General features: G+C 64.8%; 25 protein-coding genes. 15 read left to right on the top strand and 10 right to left on the bottom strand.

Annotated elements, in window-relative coordinates; genetic code table 11:
• Positions 1-86 precede the first annotated feature (86 nt).
• The 15 genes from WAB17_RS10275 (at position 87) to WAB17_RS10205 (ending at position 16,283) form a co-directional block, all read left to right on the top strand.
• Positions 87-398, top strand: a complete 312-nt coding sequence (locus tag WAB17_RS10275) for a hypothetical protein (RefSeq protein WP_435417252.1) — start codon at positions 87-89, stop codon at positions 396-398.
• A gap of 121 nt (positions 399-519) precedes the next feature.
• On the top strand, positions 520-2,484 hold the full coding sequence (locus WAB17_RS10270) for a putative bifunctional diguanylate cyclase/phosphodiesterase (protein WP_435417251.1): 1,965 nt from the start codon (positions 520-522) through the stop codon (positions 2,482-2,484).
• A 281-nt stretch (positions 2,485-2,765) separates the two neighbouring features.
• Positions 2,766-3,728: a malate dehydrogenase gene (gene mdh, locus WAB17_RS10265; RefSeq protein WP_435417250.1), complete on the top strand. Its 963-nt coding sequence runs from the start codon at positions 2,766-2,768 to the stop codon at positions 3,726-3,728.
• Complete coding sequence (locus WAB17_RS10260; protein ID WP_435417249.1) at positions 3,728-4,048, top strand: hypothetical protein; 321 nt, start codon at positions 3,728-3,730, stop codon at positions 4,046-4,048. Before mdh ends, WAB17_RS10260 begins: the two co-directional genes overlap by 1 nt.
• On the top strand, positions 4,045-4,935 hold the full coding sequence (sucD, locus tag WAB17_RS10255; protein ID WP_435417248.1) for a succinate--CoA ligase subunit alpha: 891 nt from the start codon (positions 4,045-4,047) through the stop codon (positions 4,933-4,935). Before WAB17_RS10260 ends, sucD begins: the two co-directional genes overlap by 4 nt.
• A gap of 104 nt (positions 4,936-5,039) precedes the next feature.
• Entirely contained in the window at positions 5,040-7,868 is a 2,829-nt protein-coding gene (locus WAB17_RS10250; protein ID WP_435417247.1) for a 2-oxoglutarate dehydrogenase E1 component, read from the top strand.
• Between the two features lie 3 nt (positions 7,869-7,871).
• Positions 7,872-9,113 (top strand): 2-oxoglutarate dehydrogenase complex dihydrolipoyllysine-residue succinyltransferase, encoded by a 1,242-nt coding sequence (gene odhB / locus WAB17_RS10245; protein ID WP_435417246.1) that lies wholly within the window; start codon positions 7,872-7,874, stop codon positions 9,111-9,113.
• A 23-nt stretch (positions 9,114-9,136) separates the two neighbouring features.
• Positions 9,137-9,439: a hypothetical protein gene (locus tag WAB17_RS10240; RefSeq protein WP_435417245.1), complete on the top strand. Its 303-nt coding sequence runs from the start codon at positions 9,137-9,139 to the stop codon at positions 9,437-9,439.
• A gap of 51 nt (positions 9,440-9,490) precedes the next feature.
• Positions 9,491-10,903 carry a dihydrolipoyl dehydrogenase gene (lpdA, locus tag WAB17_RS10235; RefSeq protein WP_435417244.1) on the top strand — a complete coding sequence of 471 codons (1,413 nt, stop codon included), beginning with the start codon at positions 9,491-9,493 and terminating at the stop codon, positions 10,901-10,903.
• Positions 10,904-10,909: 6 nt separating this feature from the next.
• The gene (locus WAB17_RS10230) at positions 10,910-11,728 is read left to right on the top strand and encodes a hypothetical protein (protein ID WP_435417243.1); all 819 of its coding nucleotides are present in this window, start codon (positions 10,910-10,912) and stop codon (positions 11,726-11,728) included.
• Entirely contained in the window at positions 11,725-12,144 is a 420-nt protein-coding gene (locus tag WAB17_RS10225; protein ID WP_435417242.1) for a VOC family protein, read from the top strand. Before WAB17_RS10230 ends, WAB17_RS10225 begins: the two co-directional genes overlap by 4 nt.
• A gap of 57 nt (positions 12,145-12,201) precedes the next feature.
• On the top strand, positions 12,202-13,551 hold the full coding sequence (locus tag WAB17_RS10220) for a serine hydrolase (protein ID WP_435417241.1): 1,350 nt from the start codon (positions 12,202-12,204) through the stop codon (positions 13,549-13,551).
• A gap of 50 nt (positions 13,552-13,601) precedes the next feature.
• Entirely contained in the window at positions 13,602-14,936 is a 1,335-nt protein-coding gene (locus WAB17_RS10215) for an amidase family protein (RefSeq protein WP_435417240.1), read from the top strand.
• A gap of 11 nt (positions 14,937-14,947) precedes the next feature.
• Entirely contained in the window at positions 14,948-15,646 is a 699-nt protein-coding gene (locus WAB17_RS10210; RefSeq protein ID WP_435417239.1) for a PepSY domain-containing protein, read from the top strand.
• Position 15,647: 1 nt separating this feature from the next.
• Entirely contained in the window at positions 15,648-16,283 is a 636-nt protein-coding gene (locus WAB17_RS10205; RefSeq protein WP_435417238.1) for a trimeric intracellular cation channel family protein, read from the top strand.
• On the opposite strand, the gene WAB17_RS10200 is transcribed toward WAB17_RS10205, so the two are convergent.
• The 10 genes from WAB17_RS10200 to WAB17_RS10155 all read right to left on the bottom strand — a co-directional run bounded on the left by WAB17_RS10200 (position 16,280) and on the right by WAB17_RS10155 (position 25,726).
• The gene (locus WAB17_RS10200) at positions 16,280-16,993 is read right to left on the bottom strand and encodes a hypothetical protein (RefSeq protein ID WP_435417237.1); all 714 of its coding nucleotides are present in this window, start codon (positions 16,991-16,993) and stop codon (positions 16,280-16,282) included. The genes WAB17_RS10205 and WAB17_RS10200 overlap by 4 nt on opposite strands.
• A gap of 100 nt (positions 16,994-17,093) precedes the next feature.
• Positions 17,094-17,663 carry a hypothetical protein gene (locus WAB17_RS10195; RefSeq protein WP_435417236.1) on the bottom strand — a complete coding sequence of 190 codons (570 nt, stop codon included), beginning with the start codon at positions 17,661-17,663 and terminating at the stop codon, positions 17,094-17,096.
• A gap of 140 nt (positions 17,664-17,803) precedes the next feature.
• Positions 17,804-19,957, bottom strand: a complete 2,154-nt coding sequence (locus WAB17_RS10190) for a prolyl oligopeptidase family serine peptidase (RefSeq protein WP_435417235.1) — start codon at positions 19,955-19,957, stop codon at positions 17,804-17,806.
• 60 nt (positions 19,958-20,017) lie between these two features.
• Positions 20,018-21,391 (bottom strand): serine hydrolase domain-containing protein, encoded by a 1,374-nt coding sequence (locus WAB17_RS10185; RefSeq protein ID WP_435417234.1) that lies wholly within the window; start codon positions 21,389-21,391, stop codon positions 20,018-20,020.
• Between the two features lie 86 nt (positions 21,392-21,477).
• A complete protein-coding gene (gene rplQ / locus WAB17_RS10180; RefSeq protein WP_435417233.1) occupies positions 21,478-21,897 on the bottom strand; it encodes a 50S ribosomal protein L17 in 420 nt (139 codons plus the stop codon).
• A 93-nt stretch (positions 21,898-21,990) separates the two neighbouring features.
• Positions 21,991-23,046, bottom strand: a complete 1,056-nt coding sequence (locus tag WAB17_RS10175) for a DNA-directed RNA polymerase subunit alpha (RefSeq protein WP_435417232.1) — start codon at positions 23,044-23,046, stop codon at positions 21,991-21,993.
• A 119-nt stretch (positions 23,047-23,165) separates the two neighbouring features.
• Positions 23,166-23,555: a 30S ribosomal protein S11 gene (gene rpsK, locus WAB17_RS10170; RefSeq protein ID WP_234093029.1), complete on the bottom strand. Its 390-nt coding sequence runs from the start codon at positions 23,553-23,555 to the stop codon at positions 23,166-23,168.
• Positions 23,556-23,605: 50 nt separating this feature from the next.
• Positions 23,606-23,974 (bottom strand): 30S ribosomal protein S13, encoded by a 369-nt coding sequence (rpsM, locus tag WAB17_RS10165; RefSeq protein ID WP_435417231.1) that lies wholly within the window; start codon positions 23,972-23,974, stop codon positions 23,606-23,608.
• A gap of 316 nt (positions 23,975-24,290) precedes the next feature.
• Positions 24,291-25,025, bottom strand: a complete 735-nt coding sequence (locus WAB17_RS10160) for an SRPBCC family protein (RefSeq protein WP_435417230.1) — start codon at positions 25,023-25,025, stop codon at positions 24,291-24,293.
• Positions 25,026-25,081: 56 nt separating this feature from the next.
• Positions 25,082-25,726, bottom strand: coding sequence for an adenylate kinase (locus WAB17_RS10155; protein ID WP_435417229.1), 645 nt, complete (start codon positions 25,724-25,726; stop codon positions 25,082-25,084).
• Positions 25,727-25,754: the final 28 nt, after the last annotated feature.

Genomic DNA, 25,754 nt, shown 5'->3' with positions numbered 1-25,754 from the left:
CCTGTGCAGCAGCAAAGCCTTGAGAGGTCTGCGTTACAAGCTGTTGCAACAAGAACAGTCGCCGTGCCGATAAGGAATACCCCCCGATGACCCTCCGCTTCGCCCCCGCGCGATCCGTCTCGCTCTCCCCGCTGGCCCGGGCTTTCGTGCGACGCCGGGTCGATGGTGCGGCGAACGACAATGTGGATTTGGCGACTGCCGAGCGCAACGACCGCCTGCTGCGCGCGGCCCTGCGCCATTTCGCCGCCTATGGCATGGGCGCGGCGCGCGAAGCACAGGTCCAGGCCGAGCAGGCATTCTTCGCCGGCGACCGGACATCCTACGACTGGTGGCTCGGCATCTGTCGCACCCTCGACCGGCGCATGGCCGAGGAACTGGCCCGCCGCCAGCACGGCTGACGCGGCCAGCATCACGCGCACCGGACCCTCTCGCAGAGGGCGGTGCATCCGCTCGCCCCGTAGACATGGTAACCCCGGCGTTAACCGGATTGTGACCAATTGGGCCTAGGCCGGACGGGATATGTCGGGCAAAACCATGTTCAGCACGCTACGGCGCCGGCTGGACCGCGCGAGCGGTCGGGACGCGATCAGCGATCGCGTCCGTCGCACCCTTGTCCGCACGCTCTACACCCAGCCAACCAGCCTTGCCATCGGGGCGCTCAACGGCATCGTTTCGACCTCGATCGCGGCCTGGATGATCGCCGACCCGGTCTTCACCACCGTGACAGTCGTGTTCGGCCTGGTCGGCATCTGCCGCTTCGTGATGGCGTCGAAGCTGTCACCGGACAATGTCGCCAACACCACCCGCAAGCTCGAAAATCTCTATGAGGCCGGCGCCTTCACCTATGCCTTCCTCTATGGTGCTGTCGCCGCGCTGACCCTGCTGTTCAAGCCGGCGGCGGAAATCCAGATCCTGATCGTCGCCAATGCGCTGTGCTACGGGATCGGCGTCAGCGCTCGGAACGCGGGATCGCCCCTGATTGCCAACGGGCAACTCGCGCTTACCTTCCTGCCTGTCCTGATGGCGTGCCTAGCGTTGGGCTCGCTCCCGCTGCTGGTGCTGGGTGTGACCATGATCCTGGTCTTCCCCGCCATGGCGTCGATCACGCACAACGTGCACCAGGTGCTGCGCGAATCCATCGCGGCCGCGGAAAAGAGCGACCGCCTGGCCCGCAAGATGGAAGTTCTCGCGCATACCGATGTGGTCACCGGCCTCACCAACCGGGCAGGTCTCAACCACCACCTCGTCGAAGCCCTGATCGCCGTGCCGGACGACCGGATGCTGGCGATGCTGTGGATCGATCTTGATCGCTTCAAGGAAGTGAACGACCTGCTGGGCCACCAGACGGGCGACCGTGTCCTCATGGAGATGGCGGCAAGGCTCAATGCCGTCTCGCCCGAGGGATCGATCGTAGCCCGGTTCGGCGGCGATGAATTCACCATCGTCTGCCAGGTCGAGGACCGTCGCACCGCAGAGCGCATCGCGAGCGAGCTCCATGCCGAAATCATGCGCCCCGTCCGGATCGAGGGGGACCGGCTGGAGATCGCCGCATCGATCGGCGTGGCCCTGCTGCCCGAGGACGGCTCCGACGCCGAAACGCTGATGCAGAATGCGGACCTGGCGCTCTATCATGCGAAGGTCAACGGCCGGAAACAGACGCGCTTCTACGACAGCTCCATGAGCCGCAATCTCGCCCGCAAGCGCGAGATCGAGGCCGAGCTGCGAGCGGCCATCCAGAAGGACGAACTGTCGATCTTCTTCCAGCCGATCGTCGACCTGGAAACCGGCCGGATCCGTACGTTCGAGGCGCTGGTGCGTTGGTTCCACCCGGAAAAGGGCGAACTGCGCCCCGACGAATTCATCCCGGTCGCCGAAGACAGCGGGCTGATCGTCACGCTCGGCAACTGGATCACCGTCCAGGCCGCCAAGGCAGCGGCCCAGTGGCCCGACGACGTTACCGTGGCGGTCAACCTGTCGCCGCTCCAGATCAAGGCGCCGGGGGCGTCCCTCGGCATTGTCAACGCGCTGCGCGAAGCCCGCCTCGCGCCGGAGCGACTGGAACTCGAGGTTACCGAAAGCCTGTTCCTCGAAGACAGCGAGGCCACCGAAGCTTTCATCAGCGAGCTTGCCACCAAGGGCGTGCGCTTCGCGCTCGACGATTTCGGCACCGGCTATTCCTCGCTCGGCTACATCAACAAATACCCCTTCTCCAAGATCAAGGTGGACCGCAGCTTCGTGTCCGGGCCGGACGTCGGCAAGAAGACCGAAGCGATCATCCGGGCCGTCGCCGAAATGGGCGCGCAGCTCGAGATGTCGATCGTTGCCGAAGGGCTCGAGACGATCGAGCAGGTGCAGGCCGTGCGCGATGCCGGCTGTACGCTCGGCCAAGGGTATTACTTCAGCCGCGCCGTCCCCGATTACCTTGCCGCCATGCTGCTGGCACAGGAACGCGAAAGCGACGAAGCGCTGCGCAAGGTCGGCTGATCGCAGCGCGCCCGGTTGCGCGCTGCTCCCAATTCGGTAACCAACAGCATCGCGGGCGCGAATGGCCGGTGAACGGCATCCCGCACAAAGTCACGCTTATTGCAATTGCGAACTATTCGCAAAAATAGTTGTCTCGCTCCTGCTTTTGCCGGTTGCATTACCCCCATCACAAGCCTAGGCGAAATCCGAGTTTCCGGGCGCGGCTTCCTCGCGGGACGCGGGCGTGCGCCATTCGGATCTGGCTTTTGCGGTCCCGCGCGTTTTGAAGGATCTCATCCCCTATGGCCCGCAAGAAGATCGCCCTCGTGGGCGCCGGCAACATCGGCGGCACGCTCGCTCACCTCGCTGCGCTCAAGGGCCTTGGCGATATCGTGCTGTTCGACGTCGTCGAAGGCGTGCCGCAGGGCAAGGCCCTCGATCTGTCGCAGTGCGGCCCGGTCGAAGGTTTCGACGCGCGGATCACCGGCTCGAACGACTACAAGGACATCGCCGGCGCCGACGTCGTAATCGTCACCGCGGGCGTCGCGCGCAAGCCCGGCATGAGCCGCGATGACCTGCTCGGCATCAATTTGAAGGTGATGAAGGCGGTCGGCGAAGGCATCAAGAACAACTGCCCCGATGCCTTCGTCATCTGCATCACCAACCCTCTCGACGCGATGGTGTGGGCACTGCGCGAGTTCTCCGGCCTGCCGCACAACCGCGTGGTCGGCATGGCGGGCGTGCTCGACTCCGCGCGCTTCGCGACCTTCCTCGCCTGGGAATTCGGCGTCTCCGTCAAGGACGTGAACGCCTTCGTGCTCGGCGGCCACGGCGATACCATGGTGCCGGTCCTGAGCTACTCCACCATCAGCGGCATCCCGGTCCACGACCTCGCCAAGATCAAGGGCGTCGACGGCGCGCGGCTCGACGAGATCGTCAAGCGCACCCGCGGCGGCGGCGGCGAAATCGTGGCCCTGCTCAAGACCGGCAGCGCCTATTACGCTCCCGCCACCAGCGCGATCGCCATGGCCGAAGCCTATCTCGGTGACCAGAAGCGCATCCTCCCCTGCGCCGCCCATGTAACCGGCAAATATGGCGTGGACGGCCTCTACGTCGGCGTGCCCTGCGTGATCGGCAAGGACGGCGTCGAAGAAGTGATCGAAATCTCGCTGACCGATGAGGAGGCAAGTAACCTGAAGGTATCGGTCGATGCAGTCGAGGAATTGCTCGTGGCCTGCAAAGGGCTGGAGCCTTCGCTGGCCTGATGGAAGTCCTCGCCGTCGCCCTTGCCGGCCTCGCGGTCGTCCTCGCCGGACTGGTCCGGATGTGGCGGTATGAAGGGCCCAGCTGGTTCATCGCCGGCCTCGGCCTGTTCGGCCTGGCCGGGGCCATCGGCTATACCGCCGAATCGTGGTTTTCCCTCGTTGGTCACTATCGCGGCGATGGCCAGGTCATGATCGGTTACTACCTGCTGGGGCTGGCAGCCTGGGCTGCAATCTTGGTTGCACTCATGCTGTCGGCGCTTGTTGTTACATTTCGGCCCAAGGCGGGCCAGCCCAACCTCGAAAGCGAGAACGTCGAATGAGCATCCTCGTAAACAAAGACACCAAGGTCATCACCCAGGGGATGACGGGTGATACCGGCACCTTCCACACGCAGCAGGCGCTCGCTTACGGCACGCAGATGGTCGCCGGCGTGACCCCCGGGAAGGGCGGCACCAAGCATATCGACCTGCCGGTTTACGACACTGTCGCGGAAGCCAGGCACGCCACCGGCGCGACCGCATCGTGCATCTATGTTCCGCCGCCCTTCGCTGCGGATTCGATCCTCGAGGCGATCGATGCGGAGATGGAGCTGATCGTCTGCATCACCGAAGGCATCCCGGTGCTCGACATGGTCCGCGTGAAGCGCGCGCTGAGCGGCAGCAAGAGCCGCCTGATCGGCCCGAACTGCCCCGGCGTGCTGACCCCCGGCGAATGCAAGATCGGCATCATGCCGGGCAGCATCTTCAAGAAGGGCAGCGTCGGCGTCGTCTCGCGGTCGGGCACGCTGACCTATGAAGCCGTCCACCAGACGACCATGGTCGGCCTCGGCCAGACCACTGCGGTCGGGATCGGCGGCGACCCGGTCAACGGGACCAACTTCATCGACGTGCTCGAGCTGTTCCTCGCGGACGACGAGACCAGGTCGATCATCATGATCGGCGAGATCGGCGGCAGCGCCGAGGAAGAAGCCGCCGAATTCATCGCCCACAAGGCGAAGCAGGGCATCAGCAAGCCGATGGTCGGCTTCATCGCCGGTCGCACCGCCCCTCCGGGCCGCCGCATGGGCCACGCAGGTGCCATCGTTTCGGGCGGCCAGGGCGGCGCCGAGGACAAGATCGCCGCAATGGAGAAAGCCGGCATCCGCGTCAGCCCCTCGCCCAGCGAACTGGGCACGACGCTCGATGCGCTGCTGAAGGAAATCGCCTGACGGAGACACGCGGGAAGCCGACTCCTCCCCGGGAGCTTTCCGCACCGTCACGCTTTGGTGAAACAGGTAACCGGCACAGGTGCCGGTGCGAAAGGTGACCCGAGATGGGTAACGAGAGCCACATGTTTCTGCCCGAACTGGGCGACCAGGAAGGCCCGCAACCCGGCCCGAGCTGGGGCAACCCGCGCTGGCTGGCCGAGGTCGTCGAATCCGGCGCCGACCTGACTGTCGCGCTCGACCCCACGCAGATGAAGCTGGCGGTCGCGGCGGCGGCGGAGAAGGCCGGCAAGCCGGTCGATCCGAAGGCGATCGAGAAGGCGGCGAGCGATTCCATCTGCGCCATGCTGCTGGTGCGGCTCTACCGCGTGCGCGGGCACCTGGCGGCCAATCTCGACCCGCTCGGCCTGTCGCATCGCGACGAGCCCGAGGATCTGTCGCTGGCCTGGCACGGACTCGACGGGCGCGAAGAGGACGAAGTCTTCGTCGGCGGCGTATTCGGCTTCGAGTGGGTGAAGATCGGCACGCTGTACCGCGTTCTGCGTGAAACCTACTGCGGCCATGTCGGCCTCGAATACATGCATATCTCGGACACCGAGGAACGCCGCTTCCTGCAGGACAAGTTCGAAAAGCCGGAAAGCACCATCCAGTTCACCCCGGAAGGCAAGCGCGCCATCCTGCAGGCGGTGATCCGGGGCGAGGAATACGAGAAGTACCTCGCCAAGAAATACGTCGGCACCAAGCGTTTCGGCCTCGACGGCGGCGAAGCGATGATCCCGGCGCTGGAAGCGGTGATAAAGTACGGCGGCGCTCTGGGCGTGCGCGAAATCGTCTACGGCATGGCCCACCGCGGCCGCCTCAACGTGCTCGCCAACGTGATGGCCAAGCCCTACCGCGTGATCTTCCACGAATTCTCCGGCGGCAGCGCCAACCCGGACGATGTCGGCGGATCGGGCGACGTGAAGTATCACCTCGGCACCAGCACCGACCGCGAGTTCGACGGGATCAAGGTGCATATGTCGCTGGTTCCCAACCCCTCGCACCTCGAAGCGGTCAACCCGGTAGTGCTCGGCAAGGTCCGGGCGCAGCAGGCGATCCGCGAGGATCTCGCCGCGCACGAGCAGGTGCTGCCGGTGCTGCTGCATGGCGACGCGGCCTTTGCCGGACAAGGCATCGTCTGGGAGTGTCTCGGCTTCTCCGGGGTCAACGGATACAACACCGGCGGCTGCATCCACTTCGTCATCAATAACCAGATCGGTTTTACGACCAGTCCTAAATTTGCCAGATCGTCACCTTATCCCAGCGATGTGGCCAAGGGTGTCCAAGCCCCCATCCTGCATGTCAACGGCGACGATCCCGAGGCGGTGACTTTCGCGTGCAAGCTGGCGATCGAATACCGCCAGCGGTTCAAGCGCGACATCGTGATCGACATGTGGTGTTATCGCCGGTTCGGCCATAACGAGGGTGACGAGCCCGGCTTCACCCAGCCGCTGATGTACAACGCCATCCGCCAGCACACGCGCGTGAGCGAGCTTTATGCCGCCGAACTCGTCGGCCAGGGCGTGATCGAGGCCAATACCGCAGCCACGCTGCGTGACGAATTCATCGCCCAGCTCGACGAGGAGTTCGAGGCCGCGAAGAGCTACAAGCCCAACGAAGCGGACTGGTTCGGCGGTCGCTGGTCGGGCCTCAACAAGCCGGCCGATCCCGAAACCGCGCGCCGCAATGTCGAAAGCGCGATCGAGAAGAAACTGTTCGACAGCCTCGGCAAGACGCTCACGACCGTTCCCGACGATGTGATGATCCACAAGACTCTCGGCCGCGTAATCGACGCCAAGCGCGAGATGTTCACCAGCGGGGAAGGGTTCGACTGGGCGACCGCAGAAGCGCTCGCCTTCGGTAGCCTGGTGACCGAAGGATACGGCGTCCGCCTGTCCGGCCAGGATTCCGGTCGCGGCACCTTCAGCCAGCGGCACGCGGTCTGGGTCGACCAGAACACCGAGCGCAAGTACATCCCGCTCACCACACTGCCCCACGGCAAGTTCGAGGTCTATGACAGCCCGCTGTCGGAATACGGCGTGCTCGGCTTCGAATACGGTTTTGCCATGGCCGATCCCAAGACCCTGGTGCTGTGGGAAGCGCAATTCGGCGATTTCGCCAACGGTGCGCAGATCATGATCGACCAGTTCATCGCGGCGGGCGAGGCCAAGTGGCTGCGCGCCAACGGTCTCGTGCTACTGCTGCCGCATGGCTACGAGGGTCAGGGTCCGGAGCATAGTTCGGCCCGGCTCGAACGCTTCCTGCAACTGTGCGCCAATGACAACATGTGCGTCTGCAACATCACGACGCCGGCGAATTACTTCCACCTGCTGCGCCGCCAGATGTTGCGCAGCTTCCGCAAACCGCTGGTCATCATGACGCCCAAGAGCCTGCTGCGCCATCCGCTGGCCAAGAGCAGCGCAGCCGAATTCATGGGCGAACATCACTTCATGCGCATCAAGTCCGATCTCAAGCCGATCGACGATGCCAAGGTGAAGCGCCTGGTGCTGTGCAGCGGCAAGGTCGCATACGACCTGATGCAGAAGCGCGACGAGGCCGGGCTGGAGGACGTTTCGGTCGTCCGCGTCGAACAGCTTTACCCCTTCCCCGGCGAGCCGCTGACCGCCCGGCTCGAGCGCATGACGAACCTCGAACAGGTCGTCTGGTGCCAGGAAGAGCCGCGCAACAACGGCAGCTGGTTCTTCGTCGAGGAACATATCGAGCGCGCGCTGGGCAATGCCGGGCATGCAGGGATGCGGCCGCGCTATGCCGGACGCGACGCCTCGGCTTCGCCCGCGACGGGTTTCGCCAAAAAGCACCAGGAACAGCAGGACGCGCTGGTCGCCGACGCGCTGGGCCTCGCAACCCCTACCAGTTCCGCAAAGAAGAAGGCCTGATCCATGGCAACCGAAATCAAGGTCCCCCAGCTCGGTGAATCGGTCACCGAAGGCACCATCGGCGAATGGCTGAAGCAGCCCGGCGATGCCGTGGCGGTGGACGAGCCCATTGCCAGCCTTGAAACCGACAAGGTTGCGGTAGAGGTTCCCTCGCCCGTTGCCGGCATCATCGGTGAACTCAAGGCCGCTGTCGGCGACACGGTCGAAGTAGGCGCAGTGATTGCGACCGTCGAAGAAGGCGGCGCCGCGGCTGCGAAGACCGAGAGCTCGCCTGCACCCGCTCCGGCAGTGGCCGCTGCCCCGGCTCCCGCTGCATCGGACGATGAAGGCGGCGATGCCACCACGCTCTCGCCCGCCGTGCGCCGGGCGGTGCTCGAACACGGCGTCGATCCGACCACCATCAAGGGCACTGGCAAGGACGGCCGCCTGACCAAGGAAGACGTGCTGGCAGCAGCCAAGGCCAAGACGTCGACCCCGACCCCTGCGGCCAGCGCCCCCGCCCCGTCGCCCGCGCCTGCCGCAGCCACCGGGGAACGCCGCGAGGCCAGAAACGAAGAGCGGGTCAAGATGACTCGCATGCGCCAGACCATCGCCAAGCGTTTGAAGGGCGCGCAGGAAAACGCCGCGCTACTGACCACCTTCAACGATGTCGACATGTCGGCCGTCATGGCAGCGCGCGACAAGTACAAGGACCTGTTCGCCAAGAAGCACGACGTTCGCCTCGGCTTTATGGGCTTCTTCGCCAAGGCCGCCTGCCTGGCGCTGAAGGATGTCCCGGCGGTCAACGCCTATATCGAGGGCGACGAGATCGTCTATCACGACTACGTCGATATCTCGGTCGCGGTCTCGGCCCCCAACGGGCTGGTCGTGCCGGTGATCCGCGATGCGCAGGCCAAGGGCTTTGCGCAGATCGAAAAGGATATCGCCGACTTCGGCAAGCGCGCCAAGGAAGGCACGCTGACCATGGACGACATGAAGGGCGGCACCTTCACCATCTCCAACGGCGGCGTCTTCGGCAGCTTGATGTCGACCCCGATCATCAACCCGCCGCAAAGCGCGGTGCTGGGCCTCCACCGCATCGAGGACCGCCCGGTCGCCGTCAACGGCCAGGTCGTCATCCGCCCGATGATGTATATCGCGCTGAGCTACGACCACCGCCTGATCGACGGCCGCGAAGCCGTCACGGCGCTCAAGATCATCAAGGAAGCGATCGAGGATCCGACTCGGATGCTGATCGACCTGTGATGACGCTGGCAAGGGACCCCGCCATGAACCGCACAGCATTGCTCCTGCTCCCCCTGGCAGCCGTACTGGGTGCCTGTGACGCCGCGACGGAAATCGCAGGCGATACGCTGGAAAGCGGTGTGCGCGGCGCAGTGGTGGCGCAATGCGAGGAGCTGGCATCGGGTGCCGGCATCGCTGCGAGTCGCCTGTCGGCTGTGTGCCAGTGCAGCGCCGACAAGCTGAAGTCGGACACCGATCTCAGCCCGGCAGATCTAAGCCGCGAAAGATTGCAGGGCATCATCGATACCTGCGTTGCCGAAACCGATCCTGACGGTGTCGGCCAGTAGCGCCGGAACCGCATTATCCATCCTGGCCCGCAAGCCGGTACGGAGTAGACCATGTCTGAATTCGATTACGACGTCCTTGTCATCGGTGCTGGCCCCGGCGGCTATGTCGCCGCCATCCGCGCGGCGCAACTGGGGCTGAAGACCGCTTGTGCCGAAGGCCGCGCAACGCTCGGAGGGACCTGCCTCAACGTCGGCTGCATCCCGTCGAAGGCGATGCTTCACGCCTCGGAATACTTCGACGCGGCAGCCAATGGCGCAATGGAGAGCATGGGCATCGAAGTCACCCCCAGGCTCAACCTGGACAAGATGCACGGCCAGCGGCTCGACGCGGTCGATGGCCTTACCAAGGGCATCGAGTTCCTGTTCAAGAAGAACAAGGTGGACTGGAAGAAGGGTTACGCCAGCTTCGTCGATGCGCACACCGTCAAGGTCGGCGAGGAGACGGTCACCGCCAAGGATATCGTCATCGCGACCGGTTCCTCGGTCACGCCGCTGCCCGGGGTCGAGGTCGACAATGCGGCCGGTGTAGTGGTCGATTCCACTGGCGCGCTCGAACTCAAGGCGGTGCCCAAGACCATGGTCGTGATCGGCGGCGGCGTTATCGGGCTCGAACTCGGCTCGGTCTGGCGGCGGCTTGGTGCGCATGTCATCTGCGTCGAATTCCTCGACCAGATCCTGCCCGGAATGGACGGCGATGTGCGCAAGGAAGCCAATCGCATCTTCAAGAAGCAGGGCATCGAGTTCAGGCTTTCGACCAAGGTCACCGGCGTGACGGTCAAGGGCAAGACGGCGACGCTGACTCTCGAACCGGCAGCAGGCGGCGCGGCGGAAACGCTGGAAGCCGATTGCGTGCTGGTTTCCATCGGGCGGCGTCCCAACACCGACGGCCTGGGCCTCGAGAATATCGGCCTCGCCACCAACCAGCGCGGCCAGATCGAAACCGACCACGACTTCCGCACCACGGTGCCCGGCGTCTGGGCTATCGGCGACGTGATCCCTGGCCCGATGCTGGCGCACAAGGCTGAGGACGAAGGCATTGCTGTCGCGGAGAACATCGCCGGGCAGACCGGCATCGTGAACCACGACATCATCCCGAGCGTTGTCTACACCCTGCCCGAAATCGCAGGGGTCGGCCTCACCACCGAGCAGGCGATCGAGAAGGCCGGCGGCGACAAGGCGAAGGTCAAGACCAGCAAGTTCCCCATGGCTGCCAACAGCCGGGCCAAGACCAACCACGAGCCTGACGGTTTCGTGAAGGTTATCGCCGACGCTGAAACAGACCGTGTTCTGGGCGTCTGGGCCATCGCCAGCGTTGCCGGAACGATGATCGCGGAGGCCGCCGTGGCGATGGAATTCGGCGCGACGAGCGAGGATATCGCCTACACCTGCCACGCCCACCCGACCCATGCCGAAGCCATCAAGGAAGCGGCGATGGGCATCATGGGCAAGCCGATCCACATCTGATCCCGGATGAACGCGAGGGGGGCATCGCTGAAAGACCGCCTCCCCGCGTTGCTGGCGCTTGCCCTGCCGGTTCTGGCCGGGCTGGCCTGCATGGCGGCGATGGGCGCGCCGCTCAGCTACCTCGCCGTCAATGCCGGGGCGCTTGCCCTCGCGTCGCTGTGGATCGCAGCGGGTCGGTCGCCACGCGAGACCGGATTGCGCCGCATCCTGATGGTCGCCCTCATTCTCCTGCTCTTCGCGCCGTTGCTGACCGGCCCGCATCTCAACGGCATTGCGCGGTGGGTACCGGCCGGAACGTTCACACTTCATGCCGGGGCGCTCGCCCTTCCCGCCCTGTCGGTCCTCGCCGTGCGCGAACCGGATTACGCCGCGCCAGCCTTGCTGGCGGCCTTGCTTGCAGCCTCGTTCCAGCCCGATGCGGCGCTGGGCTTTGCCGTGGTGTTCGCGGCGGTCGGACTGCATGACACCATGCGCGACTGGCAGGTGGGCGGGGTCGTCATCGTCGGTTTCCTCGCGAGCATCATCATGGCCCTGCGCGGCCAGCTCCCCGCCCAGCCGTTCGTCGAGCGCGTGCTGGTGGACGTAGCGATTGCCAGTCCGCTGCTGGCACTGGCCCTGTTCGCTGGCCTGGCCGGCGGCTTCGCCTTGATACTGCGCGCGGTACCGCTCGATCGCCATGCCCGCTTCGCGCTGGCAGGATCGCTGTTCGGCTTCTCTATGATGGCGATCGTGTCGAACTATCCCAGCGTGCTGATCGGCTATGGCGCGGCGCCCATTCTCGGCTATGGCTTCGCCCTCGGCCTGATCGAAAGAACCGACGCATGAGCATCCCGCCGTTCCACCTCGCGTTCCCCGTCCACGACCTTGCCGCCGCCCGCCAGTTCTATGGCGGTCTGATGGGTTGCCCGGAGGGACGGTCCTCGGACGAATGGATCGACTTCGACTTCCATGGCCACCAGATCGTCGCCCATCTCGCTCCCTCGCGCAGCAGCGACGCGGCGAGCAACCATGTCGACGGGCATGGCGTGCCGGTGCCCCATTTCGGACTGGTGCTGGGGATGGACGACTGGCGCGCCACGGCCGAACGGCTGACAGCGGCAGGCGTCGATTTCGTGATCGAACCGACCATCCGCTTCGCCGGGGAACCGGGCGAGCAGGCGACGATGTTCTTCCGCGATCCCAGCGGCAATGCGCTGGAGATAAAGGCCATGGCGAACCCGGCGAACCTCTTCGCAAAGTAGCTTGTCGCCCCTCCCGCTTGGTGTATTGTCCGCCTAATTCACCTTGGGAGAGAATTCTTGCTGACCCGTCTTCTGATTGTCGCTGGCCTGTCGCTCGCCGCTCCCGCGCTCCACGCACAAGATACCGCCCGGATGGAGCAGGTCATCGATGCCGAGGCCGGCAAGTTCATGGGCACGGTGCTGGTCGCGCAGGATGGCAAGATCATCCTCGACAAGGCGGTGGGCGACGCGAATATCGAGTGGGACATCGACAACACCGCCGATACGAAGTTCCGCATCGGCTCGGTCACCAAGCAGTTCACTGCCGTGCTGGTCCTTATGCTGGCCGAGGAAGGCAAGGTCGATCTCGACGCCCCCATCAAGACATACTGGCCCGACAGTCCGGCAAGCTGGGACACCGTCACTGTGCGCCAGCTGCTGCACCATACCTCGGGCGTGCCCAACGTCACCGATTTCGAGGATTTCCGGACGCAGAAGTACCTGCCCAAGACGCATGAGGAAATGATCGCACGCTTCGCCGGCGAGCCGCTCGAATTCGAACCGGGCTCGAAGTGGGACTACTCCAATTCGGGCTACCTCCTCCTCACCGAAGTGGTCGAAGCGGCCAGCGGGCAGGACTACGAGAGTGTCCTGCGCGCACGCATCCTCAACCCGCTCGGCATGGCAAATACGGGGATCGACAGCAGCGCGGCAATCCTGCCCAAGCGGGCGGCGGGCTATTCCCCGGCCGAGAACGGTGTCGCCAATGCCGATTATGTCTTCATGGGTATCCCGCGCGGGGCCGGTGCCATGTATTCGACCACCGGCGACCTGCTGAAATGGCAGCAGGGGCTGTTCGGGGGCAAGCTGCTCAAGCCCGAAACCCTGAAGGCCTATATTACCCCAGTCGATCTCGAGATGGGCGGCGGCGGCCAGAAATATGCGCTCGGTGTGGTGGTGTCGCGCGATGCGGACAATACACTGTACTCGCATTCGGGCGGGATCGAGGGCTTCAACTCGTGGCTGGGCTACGATCCCGACCACAAGATCACTGTCGCAGTGCTGGCCAATCTCAACGGCGGATCGGCGACGAAGATCGGCGGCGAGCTGATGACGCTCGCCCGCGGCGGGACGATCCAGCTTGCCAGCGAACGGGTCGAAATTCCGACCGATGGTACAGCGATCGATGAATACCTCGGCACCTATGCCCTCGCCCCGACGTTCAAGATCACGATCACCCGCGATGACAACGGCCTTGTCGCGCAGGCGACCAACCAGCCCGCCTTCCCCTTGTTCAAGGAAAGCGATGACATGTTCTTCCTGAAAGTCGTCGATGCCAGGATCCGCTTCGAACGCAGTCCCGAAGGAACGATCACCGGGCTGGTCCTGCTCCAGAACGGTATGGAAATGCCCGCCCCGCGCGAATAATTGCGCCCTCCCCTTGCCCGTGGCAGGAAGCGGGCGAGGGAGAGGAAACCATGGCATATCCGCAATTGACGCAGGAGCTGGGCGGCGTTGCGCTCGCCGCGCAAGTCCGCGAGGGCGCGCTGTCGCCTCTTGAGGCAGTCGATGCGGCGATTGCCCGGATAGAAGCGCTCGACGGCCCGCTCAACGCGGTTGTGGTGCGCGATTTCGAACGGGCCCGCGATACCGCGCAAGCGATGGACGGGCTCGACATCAAGGACAGCCAGCCGCTGTTCGGCGTTCCCATGACGGTCAAGGAAAGCTTCAACGTTGCCGGCCTTCCGACAACCTTCGGCCATCTCGAATACAAGGACCACATCGCCACCCACGATTCCGAGGTGGTCAGGCGGCTCAAGGCCGCTGGCGCTATCATCCTCGGCAAGACCAATGTCCCGCCCGACCTCGCCGATTTGCAGAGCAACAACCCGGTCTACGGCCGGACCAACAATCCGCATGACAATTCCCGGGTTGCCGGCGGTTCGTCCGGCGGCGGGGCGGTGGCCGTGGCGAGCGGCATGGTACCGCTCGAATACGGTAGCGACATCGGCAGCTCGATCCGCAATCCCGCCCATTTCAACGGTATCTATGGCCATAAGACCAGCTTTGGCCTGGTCAGTCGGCGCGGGCATACCCATCCCGCCGCCGGTGAGCTTGATATCCATGATGGGCCGCTCTCGGTCGTCGGCCCGCTGGCGCGCACCGCAGAGGACATCGCCCTGCTGCTGGAGCTAACGGCGACATTCCCGCTTCGAAGCAAAGGCAAGGCACTGCAGGACTGCCGTATGCTGGCAGTGCTGGAACACCCGGTGAGCGACGTCGACGCCAGCGTACGCAGCCCGATCGAAGCGGCCTTGGCAGCGTTGTCCGCTGCGGGGGTGACCGTCGACCGCAACAGCGACCTACTGCCCGATCTGGCCGGGCAGCACGCCGACTACCTGCGCCTTCTGAACATTGCGATGGCGCGCGGACGGCCATCTGCGGATGGAAAGACCATGGCTCTGGCGGACTACTACCAGCTGCTCGATGTGCAGGCACGCAACGAATATGCCTGGGGGGCATTGTTCGATCATTATGACTTCGTCCTCGCCCCGCCGCTGGCGATGCTGGCCTATCCGCACGATGCAACCCCGATTGCGGAGCGGCGGATCACCATCAACGGCAAGGACAGCGCCTTTGCCGATACGCTGGCATGGGCAGGGATCGCGACCTTTCCCAACCTGCCCTCGACCGTCGTTCCGATCGGCAGCACCGGCAACCTGCCGTGCGGGATGCAGGTGATAGGCCCTCGCTGGGGCGACTATGATTGCATCGCCGCCGCCGGGGCCATAGGGCAACTGCTCCACGGTTGACGGGATCGATAATGGCCAATGGCATTTGGATGCGGCGCTTTGCCAGATGGCATATCTGGCTCGGCTGGCTGGTCGGTGTTCCCATGGTCATGTGGCTGGTAACGGGCCTGTTGATGGTCGTGACGCCCATCGACGAAGTGCGCGGCAATCACCTGCGGATCGAGCAGGCTGCAGCCGCCCTGCCGCCCGATACCGAGATCGCCGTCGCCCTGCCCGGCGATCCTGCACGGGCGGTCAGGTCGGTTACGACGGCGATGGAGCGTGGCAGGGTCGTCACGACCATCACTTACCTCGACGACACGAGCGAACACTATGACGCGGCGGGCAGGCCGGTTCCGCCGGTTTCCGATGTCGAAGCGCGCCAAATCGTCGCGCAGGGCATTCGCGGCGGCGAGACCATTGTCGTAGCCAGGGCATTCGATGCCGAGCAGGTACCGTTCGATTTCCGTCGTCCCGTCGACGTCTGGCAGGTTTCCCTCGCCAACGGCACGCAGGTCTATGTCAATCGCCGGAATGGCACGATCGAGGCCGTACGCACGCGCTGGTGGAGGTTCTTCGATGTGCTGTTCGGCCTCCATGTCATGGATCTCGAAACCCGCGAACCCGGGCCCAACCCCTGGATCCTGGTGTTTTCCGGGCTGGCGATCGCAGGCGCGGTGCTGGGCTGCATCCTGATGTTCCGTCGGCGCAAGGCCAAGGTCACCGCCTGACGTGGAGCCCGCAACGGTCATCCTGACGCCCCTGCTCGACTGGCTCGACCTGGTCGGCGTCGCGGTCTTCGCCTTGTCCGGCGCCCTGCTTGCCGCGAAGGAAGAACAGACCTTCGTCACGCTGGCATTCTTTGCGCTCATCACCGGGGTCGGTGGCGGCACTGTGCGCGACCTGCTGATCGGTGCGCCGGTGTTCTGGATCACCGATCCCTGGGTCGCTGCGGTCTGCTTGGCGACGGCCTTGCTGGTCTGGTGGACGCCGGTGCACTGGTGGGACGGCAAGCTGCTGGACTATGCCGATGGCATCGGCCTGGCCGCCTACGCCGTGCTAGGCAGTGCCAAGGCGCTGAGTTACGGCGTTGCACCGGTTCCGGCGGTGCTGATGGGTATCGTTACCGGCACTGTCGGCGGGATCATCCGGGACGTGATCGCCAACCGGCCATCGATCCTGATGCGCCCCGAACTGTATGTGACGGCGGCAGCGCTTTCGGCGGGCCTGTGCGTGCTGGGTACCTGGTTGCAAGGCCCGCAGCTAGTGGTGTGGACAGGTGCGGCGCTGGCAGGCCTGGCCCTGCGCAGCGCCGCAATCCGGTTCAACCTTGCCTTGCCGGCCTATGGCAAGCGCGACGGCGCCTAGACCCCGATATCGCCGTCGATCTCTTCGCCGGGAAGCGGGCCGCCGGGGTAGGCCGGCTGGGCGCTGTCGGACTGGGCGTCGGGCTCGGCAGGCGAGCCATAGGCGCTGTCCCGGCCGGCGCGTGCAGCGGCATAGGTATCGTCCGCCCACTGGCCCGGAGCGGTCGCAGCGGCGCCATCGTAAGGCGCAGCCGAGCCCTGGAAATCCCGGCCGTAATCGATCCGGTCGATCCGGCCCTCGCCGCTGACGAGGCAGGTGAAGCCACCGCCGTTGTAGAGGCGCCCGCGGACTTCCCAACCCTCGCCCAGGCGGTTGACGCTATCCACACCATCGACCCTGATATCCCGTTCGATTTCTCGCGTGCAGGCGTTCACCGCGCGGTCCAGCGTGTCGGTGCGGTAGCGTCGCTCGTCGTATCGGCGGTCATAGCGGCGATCCTCGTATCGATCGCGTCCACCGTCGCGGTCAACCGCGCTTGCGATAGCCGCGATGCCGCCGAGGATCGCGATCCCCGCGATAACGTCACCGGCATCGACCCGGTCGCGGTAGCGCCAGCGCCGGTGGCCTTCGGCCTTGTCCTGAGCTGTGTCATAGGCGGACTGCGCGTAAGCGCTGCGGCCGGTCGAGGCGCCCCATTCGCCGGCTGTGGCCGGTGTCGCCAAGACGGAAAAAACCGCCAGGCCGGCGGCTAGGTTACGAAAGCCCTTCATAGTTCTGACCCCCTGTCCGAGACAGCAGAAACCCCACCTTGCCACGGGCTAGGCGGCCCAGGCTGTCGCAAGCCTGAACCGCCCGTCCCGACGATATCCCTCAGCCGAGGCCCCGGATATTGTCGTAATCGATATAGCTTACCCGGCCACGTTCGATATGGCAGGTGAAGCTGCCGCGATCGCGGTCGCGTCCACCCCAGCCGCGACGGTCGTCCCAGCCGCGCCGGTCGTCCCAACGGTCGCGGTCGCCATTGACGACCAGGTTGCCCCTGACGCGCCAGCCGTAGCGGGTATCGTCGACATCGCGGATCTCGGTGACGTCGGCAAAGCGGTAGCCGGACCGGCGGGCGTCACGCTCGGCAGCGGCGATGCAGCGCTCCACGGCGGAACGGGGATTTCCCCGGCCGTACCAGCGGTCGCCGCGATAGCCATCGCGATAGCGATAGTCATCGCGGTAACGGTAACCGTCGCGGTAGCGATAATCGCCGCGGTCGTTGCCGATGGCTCCCGCTACTGCGGCGATGCCGCCGAGGATAACAGCACCGGCGATGATGTCGCCTGCGTTGATGCCGTCGCGGTCGTAATCGCGGGCCATGGCGGGCGTGGCAGCCGAAACCGCCATCGCACCTGCGGCGACGGTTCCGATCAGGGCTTTGGAAACGGTATTCATGGTCACTGATCCTCATGTGTCGTGGGGCACGATTGCCTTCGACACACGAGGAGTATCGATTCGGGGGTGATGTCTCGCTGAACTGGCGTTACAGCAATCGTTCAGCTATTGGGTTACTTTCCTGAACCGATTGGCGTGACCTATTCGCCAATCTCCAGTCCCGTGAAATGGGCCAAGAAGCCCAACACGTCGGCTGCTTCCTCGATCGCCTTGTCGGTCGGCTTGCCCGAACCGTGGCCGGCGCGCGTTTCGATGCGGATCAATCGGGGCCTGTCGCCGAGATCGGCCGCTTGCAAGGCGGCGGTATATTTGAAGCTGTGTCCGGGCACCACGCGGTCGTCCGTGTCGGCCGTGGTGACGAGGATTGCGGGATAGCCAACGCCGTCCTTGACCGTGTGATACGGCGAATACGCCAGGAGGTTGCGGAACTCCTCCTCCTTGTCCGGATAGCCATAGTCATCGACCCAGTAGCGCCCGGCGGTGAAGCGATCGAAGCGCAGCATGTCCATCACGCCGACGGCGGGGCTGGCCGCGGCGAACAGGTCGGGCCGCTGGTTCACGACCGCGCCGACGAGGAGCCCACCATTGGAGCCGCCATTGATGGCAAGCCCGTCCTTCGAGGTGATGCCCTCGGCGATCAGGAATTCACCGGCGGCGATGAAATCGTCGAACACGTTCTGCTTGTTGAGCAGGCGTCCGCCGTCGTGCCACGCCTTGCCGTACTCGCCCCCGCCGCGGATATTCGCGACGACATAAGCCCCGCCTGCCTCCACCCAGGCGAGACGCGAGGGGCTGAACCCGGGTGTGAGCGGAATGTTGAACCCGCCATAGCCGTAGAGCAGCGTCGGCACCGCCTTGCCGCTTGCGGCCACCGCCTTGCTGCGGACGATGAACATCGGCACTTTGGTGCCGTCTTTCGAAGCATAGAACTTCTGTTCGACGACGAAATCGTCGGGGTTGAACGCAACTTCAGGCGCCGCCCAGACGCTGCTCTCGCCGGTTGCGACGTCGTAGCGATAGATCGTCGCGGCCCGGTTGAAGCTGGAGAAGTAGTAGAACGTCTCCGCCCGGTCCGGCGAACCGGCAAAGCCACCGGCGGTGCCGATTCCAGGGAGCGTCACCTCTCCCGACGGCTTGCCATCCTGTCCGTAGATAACGACCCGGCTTTTCGCATCGACCAGATAGCTCGCGACCAGCCGCCCGCCCACCAGCGACGCGGCCTCCAGCTTCTCTTTCGCTTCGGAAATCACGGTCGTCCACACCAGTTCGGGTGCGTCGGTCACCGCGACCTTGACCACCTTCTGCAGTGGCGCACCGTCATTGGTGGTGAAGAAGAATGTGGGGCCGACGTTGCCGACATAGGAGTAATTATTCTCGAACCCCGGCACGATCACCCGCGGAGGGGCATCGGGGCGAGTCCGGTCGATCAGCGTCACCTCATAGCGGTCGTCGGTCCCGCTCGAGCTTGTCACGACGACCCAGCGGCCATCGTCGCTTACCTGCGCGACATGGTTGAGTTCGGGCTTGTCGGGTGTGGCGTAAACCAGCCGGTCAGTGCTCTGCGGCGAACCGATATCGTGGAAATACACGGCATGGTTAGTGTTGAGCGCCTGGAAGGTCTCGCCCTCGCCCGTCGAGGGGAAGCGGCTGTAGTAGAACCCGCTGCCGTCCTTGGCCCAGCTGAGGTCCGAGAACTTCACCCACTCGACCTTGTCAGCCAGCGTCTCGCCGGTGGCGACATCCATTACCCTGACGGTGCGCCAGTCGCTGCCGCCGTCCTGGATGCCGTAGAGCAGCCTGGTGCCGTCCTTGCTCGGTACCCATTCGGCCAGCGCAGTCGCCCCGTCCTTGGCCCAGGCGTTGGGATCAATCAGCATGCGCGGCTCGCCGTCCAGACCGTCGCGGACATAGAGCACCGACTGGTTCTGCAGCCCGTCGTTGCGGGTGTAGAAGTAGCGCCCGCCAGCCTCCTCGGGAATGCCGAAGCGTTCGTAATCGGTCAGCTCGGTGATGCGCGCCTTGAGGGCCTCGCGCCCCGGAATCCTGGCGAGGAAGGCGTCGGTGACGGCGTTCTGCTCGGCCACCCACTTGGCGACTTCCGGATCGACGCGGACGTCGTTCTCAAGCCAGCGGTAGGGATCCGCCACGGTTACGCCGAACTGCTCGTCAGCGACTTCGGTGGCGCGGGTTTCGGGATAGTCGGGGGCAGTCATGTCCTGGGCGTATCCGGGAGCGGGGTTGAGCGTGGCAACGAGCACGGCAGCAGCGCCGGCGAGCAGGATCTTGCGAAGCATGGTGGGACAACCTCTCGGTGGAGTATGTGTAACAATGGTCTAGCGCGCGCGGCGGTCGTTTCAATCCTCCAGCGCGGCCAGCACGTCGCGGGTGAATGCGGCGATATCGAAACGGCTGCCGACAGGATCCTCGCCCCGACGCACGATCACGACATCGCGGCTCGGCACGATGACGACATATTGCCCGCGATTGCCGAAGGCGGCGAAGGTGTCGGGCGGTACGCCCTCCGACTTGTTGAGCAGCCAGAACCCCGCGCCATAGCCGAATTCGCCTTCAGGCTGCGGGCCGGACGGACTGGAGACGTATTGCACCCAGCCTTCGGGAAGGATGCGGGTGCCATCGGGCAGCTTGCCGTCGTCGAGATAGAGCTGGCCGAAGCGCGCCAGGTCGCGCGCGGACGACCAGACCTGGCTTGAGAGGATGTAACTCCCCTGCCAATCGGTTTCCGCAACCGTATCCCGCATCCCGACACGGCTGAAGAACTCCGGCGGGGGATGCGCGGCGAACGTCCCCTCGATCGCTTCGACAGCCATCAAGGTATCGTTGTTGGCATAGCGGAACACCCGACCCGGCGGGTGCAGAACGGGCCAGTGGGCTGCGGTTTCCGCAACGGTCGCTCCACCGTAGTAAAGCGGGTCGGTACGGTTCCCGGGGGTGTCCGAGTAGCGCCCAGATGCCATCCGCAACAGATGGTCGATGGTGATCGCGGCACGCGGGTCGATAGCGCCTGTTGCGATGGCTGCGGAATCGGACACCCTAGTCTTTCCGCGCTGGACGGCGGCTCCGACCAGTGTCGACGCGATGCTCTTGGCGACCGACCAGGTCCGTTGCGGTACGGCCGGGCCGAACCCAGTCGCAAAACCCTGCTCGATCAGACTGTCGCCCCTGCGCACGATGACCGCAGTCGTGCGCGAGCCCTGGCCATACGCGCCGGACAAAGCAGAAACGATTGCAGCGGCCGCACCGGTGTCGCCGACGGCCTTTTCCACCGATACCATCGCAGCCGGCGGCTCGTCGTCTGCCCGGTTGGGCGGCTGCACCGGTGCCCCGATCGGCTGCAACGAACAGCCCGACTTGGCGGCGTAGATGGCCACGCGGGGCGGCATATCGTCGGCCCACGCCACCTCGACCGCGGCAATTTGCGAGTCCGGTCCGTCGAAACGCTTCACGCTATAAAGGAGCGAAGCCACGACGCCGTCCAGTGGCGACTGAATACCCGCCAGTTCCCACTGCTCGATATGGTCCGCAGTGCGGGGAAACCCTTCCCGGTAGGAATGCGCAAGGCCGCCGCACAGCATCAGCGCCTTGTAGCCCGCAGCGAGGGCGCGGTCGTAGCGCGCATCGAGTTGCTCTTGCTGGGTCTGGGCTGCGGAAGGGGCGGCGAGCAGCAGCGCGCCGACAAACAACGGGGCTGCGAGGGCGGTGCGGATCATGTCCGCATCCTAGGCTTCACCGGGCAAAAGAAAAGGGCCGCCGGATTGCTCCGCGCGGCCCTCGATCTCGCTGACTACGAAAATGCTTACGCGTCTTCGAGGTCGTCCTCGGTCATCACCGGGCCGCTGTCCTGACCTTTGGCGTCTTCGTCGCGGTCGACGAATTCGATGACGGCCATCGGGGCGGCGTCGCCGGCGCGGATGCCGGCCTTGATCACGCGGGTGTAACCACCGTCACGGTCGGCATAACGCTCGGCCAGGACGTCGAACAGCTTCTTGAGCTGGGTTTCGTCGAGCAGGCGGGCCCGCGCGAGGCGGCGGTTCGAAAGGCCGCCACGCTTCGCCAGCGTAACCAGCTTTTCGACGTAGGGACGCAGTTCCTTCGCCTTGGCGGCGGTGGTGACGATCTGCTCGTGCTTGATGAGCGCCGCTGCCATGTTGCGGAACAGGGCCTTGCGGTGGCCGGTCTTGCGCTGCAGCTTGCGGCCGGAAATCTTGTGACGCATTTCAATTCTTCCTTCGTTCGAAAAGGGCCCGTGTGAGGTAGCCCAGTGCTGGCGGCGCTTTCCCGAATGGGGGGTGCGCCGCCGTTACCCTGATCAGCCGAGAAGTTCCTGTTCGAGCTTCTTGGCCATTTCCTCGATGTTCTCTGGCGGCCAGCCCGGGATATCCATGCCGAGGCGCAGACCCATCGAGCTGAGCACTTCCTTAATCTCATTGAGCGACTTGCGGCCGAAGTTCGGCGTGCGCAGCATCTCGGCTTCGGTCTTCTGGACCAGGTCGCCGATGTAGATGATGTTGTCGTTCTTGAGGCAGTTGGCCGAACGGACCGACAATTCCAGCTCGTCGACCTTCTTGAGGAGGTAGCGGTTGAGCTGGTTGGCGTCCGATTCCTGCGGCTCAGCGGCGACGCCGATCATGGCGCTCTGCGGCTGCGGGATACCGTCTTCGAAGTGGACGAACAGCGTCAGCTGGTCCTGCAGGATGCGCGCGGCATAGGCCACGGCGTCTTCAGGAGTGACGGTGCCATCGGTTTCGACGGTCAGGCTCAGCTTGTCGTAGTCGAGCTCCTGGCCGACGCGGGCGTTTTCGACCTTGTAGCTGACCTGGCGGATCGGCGAGTAGAGCGAGTCGACCGGGATCAGGCCGATCGGCGCGTCGATCGGGCGGTTCTGCACCGCCGGAACGTAGCCCTTGCCGGTGTCGGCGGTCAGTTCCATGTTGAGCGTCGCGCCTTCGTCGAGATGACAGATCACCAGATCCTTGTTCATCACTTCGATGTCGCCCGACACGGCGATGTCGCCGGCCTTCACTTCAGCAGGGCCGGTGGCGGAAAGCTGGAGCCGCTTGGGGCCTTCGCCTTCCATCTTCAGCGCGATCTGCTTCACGTTGAGGACGATGTCGGTCACGTCTTCACGCACGCCGGCAAGCGAGCTGAATTCGTGCAAGACGTTCTCAATCTTGATCGAGGTGATCGCCGCACCCTGGAGCGACGAGAGGAGCACGCGGCGCAGCGCGTTGCCGAGGGTGAGGCCGAAGCCGCGCTCGAGCGGTTCGGCAACGAAGGTCGCCTTGCGGGCCTTGTCGTTGCTGTCCTTCAGTTCGAGCTGAGTGGGTTTCTTGAGTTCCTGCCAGTTCTTGGTGTTCACGGACATGGATTTCCCCTGGGGTTCGGATGCGGGCAGGACCGGCAGCGCCTTTGAGAGCGCGTCCGGTCCGAGAGAGGTATCGGCGACCCGAGGGCCACCGGGCAGGTTCGGATCAGACGCTTATGTCAGACCCTGCGCCGCTTGGACGGCCGGACCCCGTTGTGCGGGATCGGCGTGACGTCGCGGATCGAAGTAATGGTGAAGCCGACGGCGGCAAGACCGCGCAGGGCGCTCTCGCGGCCCGAGCCCGGGCCCTTCACTTCGACTTCGAGGGTGCGGACGCCATGTTCGGCAGCCTTGCGACCGGCATCATCGGCAGCGACCTGGGCGGCATAGGGAGTCGACTTGCGGCTGCCCTTGAAGCCCATCATGCCGGCACTGGACCAGCTGATGGCATTGCCCTGTGCGTCGGTGATGGTGATCATGGTGTTGTTGAAGCTGGCGTTGATGTGCGCAACACCGCTGGTGATGTTCTTGCGCTCGCGGCGCCGGATGCGGCCTGGTTCGCGTGCCATGGTGGTATTCCCCTAAATCAGATCAGGAAGCAGAAGCGGAAAACCGCTGCTTACTTCTTCTTGCCGGCGATCGGCTTCGCCTTGCCCTTGCGGGTGCGCGCATTGGTGTGCGTGCGCTGGCCACGGACGGGAAGGCCGGCGCGATGGCGCAGGCCGCGATAGGACTTGAGGTCCATCAGCCGCTTGATGTTCATCGCGGTGTTGCGACGCAGGTCGCCTTCCACGGTGTAATCGGCGTCGATCGTCTCGCGCAGGCGAAGCACTTCCTCGTCGTTGAGGTCCTGCACGCGGCGAGCATGGTCGATGCCCAGCTTGTTGGCGATTTCCACGGCGGTCGTGCGACCGATCCCGTGGATGTAGGTGAGCGCGATGATCACGCGCTTGTTGGTGGGGATATTGACCCCGGCAATACGAGCCACTTACTTCTCCATGCTCCACAGGGTATCACGTGTCGCCACGCGGCCCCTATCTCATCGCTCAATTTCATTCGGCAGGTCGAAACTTTGCCCGGCCTTGGCCTCACGGCAAAAAGCCCGGTTGGCGCGCGCTGAAGGCTGCCGCCTGCCGGACTCGTCCGAGACTGTCGAATGAACGGCGCGCTTAGGGCGATTCGGGCCAGCCGTCAACCGCAAGGCGCACAAAACGACGCTCGTGCCGAAATGGGCACCGCGCGTCCGATATCAAGAGGTCTAGCGCGGAGGCAGGTGGCTGTCAAAACCGGGTGCCGATCGACCTTCAGCTTTTCGGCGGTGGCCCGTCGGCCTTGGCGGCAGGGGCTGTCTCGCCCTTCAGGAAATCCTTGCCGATCGCTTGGCCCTTTGCCGCAGGAGGCGCCTTTGCGGCAGCATCATCCGTCTTTGAAGCCGGGGCGGCGGCGGCCTCCGGCTTGGCAGGGGCGACCACCTTCGCTTCCGGATCGGGCACGCGGCCCAGCTTGCTCGCCAGCGCGCCCAGCTGCGCCGTTAGCACGTCGTCCACGCTCTTGGCGATCACGTCTGGCTTGTACCGCATGTAGCCGCCGACAGCGTATTCCCACAGGATCCGGGTGCCCTTCTCCATCGGCTTTAGCGTGATCGTCAGCACGCCCTCGACCGGCTCGCTCTGCAATGGCCCGAGAGCCCCTTTCATGCGCAGGACCTTGCGCGGGCTGGCCTGCACGACCACCATGTGCTGCACACTCCCGTCGAGGCCGACGGCCCCGTCCTTTTCGGTCGCCGGGATCCTCTCGCAGAAGCAGCCGCCGCCCTGCGGAACGATGGACAGGTTGGCTGCATCGCCCGACCATGTGTGCGTGTCGCTCCACCAGCCGCCGGGGGCAATCAGCTCGAGCCAGACCTGTTGCGGATTGGCGGAGACTGTCGCCGTGGTTCGGGTGACGAAGCCGCGGTCGGCCACTTCCACGATCTCGGCGCGGGCGGGACTTGCGGCCAGGGCGGCAAAGGCCATGGCGGCTGCGAAATAGCGTTTCATCGGGATCCCTCCAAACTGGCCGCGCTATCCCACGGACCGTTCGCAAGGGAAAGGGGTCAATCGATCAGGGCCGCAATTGCCGACTGCACCTCGTCCATGCTGGCCATCCCGTCTACGCGGGCAACGATTCCGCGTGCCTCGTAGAGCGGCAGGATAGGTGCGGTCTTCGAACGGTATTCCTGCATCCTTGTCCGCACGGTTTCTTCGTTATCGTCGGGACGTCGCTTGAACTCCGTGCCCCCGCAGGTGTCGCACACGCCGGTGGTTTCGGGCAGCTTGTAGCGGTCGTGATAGCCGGTGCCGCAGGTGGCGCAGGTAAAGCGTCCGGTGATGCGATCCACCAGTGCATCCTCGTCCACTTCGAGCTCGATGACGCGGTCGAGCGTACGACCATGCGCGGCGAGAATTTCGTCGAGCGCATGGGCCTGGGCCGCGGTGCGCGGATAGCCGTCGAAAATGGCCCCGGATTCGGGCCCCATGGCCGCCAGCTCGTCGGAAATCAGTGCCGAGACGATTTCGTCGCTGACCAGCTCGCCGGCTTCCATGATCGCCTTGACCTTGAGGCCGGTCGGCGTCTCGTTCTTGACCGCCGCGCGCAGCATGTCGCCGGTCGAAAGCTGGCGCATCCCGTGGTGTTCCACCAGCAACTGGGCCTGAGTGCCCTTCCCCGCGCCCGGAGGTCCGAGAAGAATGATGTTCACGTGCCGCTTACCCCCGTCCAAGCCGTAA

Origin of the sequence: Parerythrobacter aurantius (assembly GCF_045291475.1) — a bacterium.
Lineage (GTDB): Bacteria > Pseudomonadota > Alphaproteobacteria > Sphingomonadales > Sphingomonadaceae > Parerythrobacter > Parerythrobacter aurantius.
This window is presented reverse-complemented; position numbering and strand designations above follow the sequence as displayed.

Coding starts and splice junctions, on each gene's coding strand:
- WAB17_RS10200 (WP_435417237.1), bottom strand. CDS start 16,993: ATGAAGGGCTTTCGTAACCTAGCCGCCGGCCTGGCGGTTTTTTCCGTC.
- odhB (WP_435417246.1), top strand. CDS start 7,872: ATGGCAACCGAAATCAAGGTCCCCCAGCTCGGTGAATCGGTCACCGAA.
- WAB17_RS10190 (WP_435417235.1), bottom strand. CDS start 19,957: ATGCTTCGCAAGATCCTGCTCGCCGGCGCTGCTGCCGTGCTCGTTGCC.
- WAB17_RS10275 (WP_435417252.1), top strand. CDS start 87: ATGACCCTCCGCTTCGCCCCCGCGCGATCCGTCTCGCTCTCCCCGCTG.
- WAB17_RS10240 (WP_435417245.1), top strand. CDS start 9,137: ATGAACCGCACAGCATTGCTCCTGCTCCCCCTGGCAGCCGTACTGGGT.
- WAB17_RS10195 (WP_435417236.1), bottom strand. CDS start 17,663: ATGAATACCGTTTCCAAAGCCCTGATCGGAACCGTCGCCGCAGGTGCG.
- WAB17_RS10160 (WP_435417230.1), bottom strand. CDS start 25,025: ATGAAACGCTATTTCGCAGCCGCCATGGCCTTTGCCGCCCTGGCCGCA.
- WAB17_RS10175 (WP_435417232.1), bottom strand. CDS start 23,046: ATGTCCGTGAACACCAAGAACTGGCAGGAACTCAAGAAACCCACTCAG.
- mdh (WP_435417250.1), top strand. CDS start 2,766: ATGGCCCGCAAGAAGATCGCCCTCGTGGGCGCCGGCAACATCGGCGGC.
- WAB17_RS10250 (WP_435417247.1), top strand. CDS start 5,040: ATGGGTAACGAGAGCCACATGTTTCTGCCCGAACTGGGCGACCAGGAA.
- rpsK (WP_234093029.1), bottom strand. CDS start 23,555: ATGGCACGCGAACCAGGCCGCATCCGGCGCCGCGAGCGCAAGAACATC.
- sucD (WP_435417248.1), top strand. CDS start 4,045: ATGAGCATCCTCGTAAACAAAGACACCAAGGTCATCACCCAGGGGATG.
- rplQ (WP_435417233.1), bottom strand. CDS start 21,897: ATGCGTCACAAGATTTCCGGCCGCAAGCTGCAGCGCAAGACCGGCCAC.
- WAB17_RS10260 (WP_435417249.1), top strand. CDS start 3,728: ATGGAAGTCCTCGCCGTCGCCCTTGCCGGCCTCGCGGTCGTCCTCGCC.
- lpdA (WP_435417244.1), top strand. CDS start 9,491: ATGTCTGAATTCGATTACGACGTCCTTGTCATCGGTGCTGGCCCCGGC.
- WAB17_RS10230 (WP_435417243.1), top strand. CDS start 10,910: ATGAACGCGAGGGGGGCATCGCTGAAAGACCGCCTCCCCGCGTTGCTG.
- WAB17_RS10215 (WP_435417240.1), top strand. CDS start 13,602: ATGGCATATCCGCAATTGACGCAGGAGCTGGGCGGCGTTGCGCTCGCC.
- WAB17_RS10270 (WP_435417251.1), top strand. CDS start 520: ATGTCGGGCAAAACCATGTTCAGCACGCTACGGCGCCGGCTGGACCGC.
- WAB17_RS10225 (WP_435417242.1), top strand. CDS start 11,725: ATGAGCATCCCGCCGTTCCACCTCGCGTTCCCCGTCCACGACCTTGCC.
- WAB17_RS10210 (WP_435417239.1), top strand. CDS start 14,948: ATGGCCAATGGCATTTGGATGCGGCGCTTTGCCAGATGGCATATCTGG.
- WAB17_RS10185 (WP_435417234.1), bottom strand. CDS start 21,391: ATGATCCGCACCGCCCTCGCAGCCCCGTTGTTTGTCGGCGCGCTGCTG.